General features: G+C 42.7%; 2 protein-coding genes. Both read right to left on the reverse strand.

Annotated features, from left to right (window positions below):
• Positions 1-39: 39 nt before the first annotated feature.
• Positions 40-1083: a ribonucleotide-diphosphate reductase subunit beta gene (locus RHS_RS28150; RefSeq protein ID WP_027293025.1), complete on the reverse strand. Its 1044-nt coding sequence runs from the start codon at positions 1081-1083 to the stop codon at positions 40-42.
• 15 nt (positions 1084-1098) lie between these two features.
• A complete protein-coding gene (locus RHS_RS28155; protein WP_047835059.1) occupies positions 1099-3630 on the reverse strand; it encodes a ribonucleoside-diphosphate reductase subunit alpha in 2532 nt (843 codons plus the stop codon).
• Between the last annotated feature and the right edge of the window lie 710 nt (positions 3631-4340).

A 4340-nucleotide genomic window follows, 5' to 3' on the forward strand; every position in this document is an offset into this window, starting at 1 on the left:
ATGCTCCCAATCCGGTCCTGACACGCTCTGGATAGTATACTAAAGGTCGTCCACAAGTGCTGTACTTTTGGCATAGGCTGTGCTTCTGGCCTCAAAGAAATCTGTCTTTATCAGATTTGCATTGCTGTACTGGCTCACCCAGGACATACTTGCAGGCTCTTCATCATGTCCTTCATACAGCTTTTTAAAACCAAGATTGGTACAGCGCAGATTCCCGAGATATTTAATATAATCCGTGATCATTTCTTTGGTAAGTCCTGGTATTGCATCTCCGATCACGTAATGTCCCCAGCGGATTTCCTGTTCGCAGCCTTCCCGGATCATCTCACGGTACACATCTACTTTTTCATTAGTGAACAATCCCGGCTCTTCTTTTTTTAACTCCAGAATTATGTTCCGAAACAACCACAGATGTGTATTTTCATCCCGGTTAATGTAACGGATTTCCTGTGCAGAACCGGGCATCTTATGATTTCTTCCTAAATTATAGAAAAACATAAATCCACTGTAGAAATACACGCCTTCTAAGATATAATTGGCTACTACCGTCTTTAAGAATGTATCGGAATCTTTTTTCTTCTGGAATTCGTTATAAAGCTCCCCGATAAAGGTGTTTCTTTCCAGAAGGTAAGCATCGTTTTTCCACTGGTATAGCACCTCATTCCTTTTCTGGGGTTCGCAAATGGTATCCAGCATATAGCTGTAACTCTGGCTGTGTACCGCTTCCTGAAATGCCTGTATGGATAGGCACAGATTTACCTCATTTGCCGTAATATATTCTGCAATTGCAGGCAGGTTCGCTGTCTGTATACTGTCCAGGAATACCAGAAAGGACAGTATTTTATCATAGGCACGGCGTTCCTTGGCTGGCAGACCCGGATAATCTTTCACATCTACGGTCAGATTAATTTCCTCCGGTACCCAAAAATTATTCATCGCCTGACGGTACCAGTCACTGACCCATCCATATTTCATATTATTAAAATCATTCAAATTGGTTGTATTTCCGTTAATCATCCTCCGGTTTCTTACGTCAATATCTCCTTCGGGATTAAATAACGGCTTTTTTCTTAATTTTTCCATGCTGCAAACTCCTCCTTAACTGGAACATACTTCACATTCTTCTACCTCCAGGCTTTTGGAGCGTATATAATAAAGTGTCTTTACCTCATTTTCCCAGGCTGAAATATAGAGGTTCAATACCTGTCGAAACGTGTAGTCATTTGTAATATACAGGTTTACACTCTGTGCCTGGTCAATATGCCGCTGCCGGATACCGGCTGCCCTCACTGACCATTCCTGATTAATATAGTGTGCATTTTTATAGAGCCAGAATGTTTCATAAGATAAATCCGGAGCAACTCTTGGCATAAGCCCGCTCTTTTTCTCTTCTAAAAAATACCGGTTCATAATGGGATCCACGCCTGCAGTTGTCCCTGCAATGATACTGGTGCTGCTGGTGGGTGCCACAGCCATAAGATATCCGTTTCGTATTCCCTGCTTACTAATACTATCTTTGAGTTCCATCCACCGCTCATCCGAATAGCCGCGCTTAGCAAAATAGGATCCGTTATCCCAGTCACTCCCTTTAAAATAAGGATAGGCACCTTTTTCTTCTGCTATTTTTCCGCTTGCCTTAATTGCAGCAAAATTAATATTTTCAAATACCTTATCTACAAAATCCAGATGAGTTTCCGTCTCCCAGCCGATTCCGTTTTTCGCCAGCATATGGTGATATCCGCTGACTCCCAGTCCGATAGCACGGTAACGCTGATTGTTGATCTTCGCATAGGGGACCGGATAAAAATTAAGATCGATAACATTATCCAGGGCGCGGACTGCACTTTCCACAATCTCCTCTAAAGCAATCTTATCGGTAACTTCTATATTCCCCAGAGACAGACTTGCCAGATTACATACTACGTAATCCCCCGGTTTCGTTACGGAGACAACTACCGTTTCACCATCTATGACTTCAACCCGCTCTTCTACCTGCTCTACGGGGCTCATGTTCTGGGCGATTTCCGTGCAGAGATTACTGCAATAGATCATGCCTTTATGTTTGTTGGGATTCTTATCATTTACCTGATCTCTGTTAAAAGTAAAAGGCGTTCCTGTCTCTACCGCACTTTTAATAATGAGGCGGATCAGTTCTTTCATGGGAATTACCCTTTTATGAATCCGGTAGTCTTCCACACAGGATTGGTATTTTCTTTCCCATTCATCTCCAAAACTGTCTTCCAGTGAATACCCTTTAACGGTAAGTATTTCGTGAGGGCACATCAGGTACCAGTCCCCTTCGATATCCTCTTTTGCCTTTTTCCAAAATAAATCCGGATAGCAGACTGCCGGAAATACATCATGGGCTTTCATGCGGTCATCCCCATTATTTGTTCTTAGGTTCAGGAACTCAGGCAGGTCTTTGTGCCATGCATCCAGATAAACTGCAACTGCACCCTGACGGACTCCTAGCTGGTCTACTGCTACTGCCGTATCATTTGCAAGCTTAATCCAGCGGATGACGCCCCCTGCCGCCCCTTTAAATCCCCGTATTGTGCTCCCTGCTGCTCTGACTTTTCCAAAATACAGTCCCATGCCGCCGCCAAATTTACTGACCTGGGCAAAATTGTCTATACTTCGGTAAATTCCTTCCAGGCTGTCCGGAACCGTGTCAATAAAGCAGGAAGAAAGCTGATGATAAGGCTTTCTGGCATTAGATATGGTTGGAGTTGCCATGGTAACCTGCAGCGTACTCAGCATATCATAAAACCGTTTCACCCAATCACTTCGCCCTGTCTTCTCCTGCATTCCAAGGTGCATGGCAATTCCCAGAAACATTTCCTGCGGTGTCTCCAGCGGAGCATTGGAGCGGCTTCGGATCACATAACGGTTTAGCAAAAGCTCTAATCCGGAATAGGTAAAGAGCTGATTGCGTTCATCCACTAAATATGTTTCAAATAAATCTATTTCTTCTTTACTATAGTGTTCTAATATATAACTTCCATATAGATCTTCCCTTGTCAGATAAACAATCTTTTCATAAAAACTATTCAGATTGTATTCTTCCATCTGTACGGTAAGTTTCTTTTGAAACTGCAGCATCAACAGGCGCGCAGCAATAAACTCCCACTTGGGAGCTTCCTGTGTGGTAAGTTCTACTGCCGCTTTCGTCAGCATTGCCAGTTTCTCTTTCAAGCGCATATCTGGTTTCTGAAATGCCAGAAATTTAGCCAGAAGATGTTCCAGACTGTACGGCAGATCCATGTAGGATTTCTGAACATCCTTCAGCACAGAATCCAGTGCCTGAAATTCCATAAAATATGTCATAATGCTCTGCCTTGCTGCCCGTTCCCGGCTGCGTTCATTCCGATACAGTATAAAGCTTTTCAGTGCACCGTAATAATTCATTTCTGTCAATGTAATCTCAATCTGGTCCTGAATCATCTCTACCTGAAGAGGTACCCCTTTTTCTACCAGCTCCATAACTTTCACTTCAACAGACGCCGCTATCTTCTCCAAAATTTTATCCGTGCACTCCTGATTCACACTTAAAAAAGCAAGTCTGATTACATTCTTTATTTTATCCAGGGTATAATCTTCCGACTGCCCATTCCTTTTCAAAATCTCCATATTCAGTAACCTTCCGCATTCATTATTTAGTATTAGTTATCATTACTATAATGATACTAGCACAATATATAGCATTTTGCAATTATTTTATTTCTACATTTAGTAGATCTTAAGCTTAAAATTTTATACACGGTGTAGATTGAACAATTTCATCTTAAATTGGGGTTTCGCTGATTAAGGGGACGCTTTGTAGATGGAGATAGTGCAACGGAAAGATGGGAGTGGGAAACTTGTATGGACTCCGTCAGCTGGCCGCAGAACTGGTATTTTCTAACCTTTCCGAAGCGCTTTTTGGCGGCACGCGGGTATTCACCGAGAAATCCTGATGCATTTCTCGGTTCAGTACCCGCTTAGTATCCGATGGGAGCCAGTCGAATACTATCCGCAAAAAAACACTCCGGAAAGGTAAGTAAATACTCAGCTCTGCTCTACGCTTCCTCCGTCCATACAAGTTTCCCACTCCCATCTTTCCGAGATTCATGTTACCGCCACAAAGCTGAATTTCTCAGCATGGTCGGACCCCTGGGCTGTGGCAGGCTGTTCTTTATTGGATGTAGCGTAGTATGTTTCGGCTATTTAAGCGTAAAAGGAGATGAAAGTTTGCTACTTTTTCTGGAATGAAGAAACAAATCACTGTGATAAGTTCAGTTGCTTTATGTTACTCGTTCTCAGCATGATAGATTCCCTGGGTGTAGATGGATGTTCTTTAT

Origin of the sequence: Robinsoniella sp. RHS, assembly GCF_001029355.1 — a bacterium.
Taxonomy (GTDB): domain Bacteria; phylum Bacillota; class Clostridia; order Lachnospirales; family Lachnospiraceae; genus Robinsoniella; species Robinsoniella peoriensis.

Bases quoted from the DNA above. Each gene is read 5' to 3' on its own strand.
- RHS_RS28150 (WP_027293025.1), bottom strand. From the start codon at position 1,083: ATGGAAAAATTAAGAAAAAAGCCGTTATTTAATCCCGAAGGAGATATT.
- RHS_RS28155 (WP_047835059.1), bottom strand. From the start codon at position 3,630: ATGGAGATTTTGAAAAGGAATGGGCAGTCGGAAGATTATACCCTGGAT.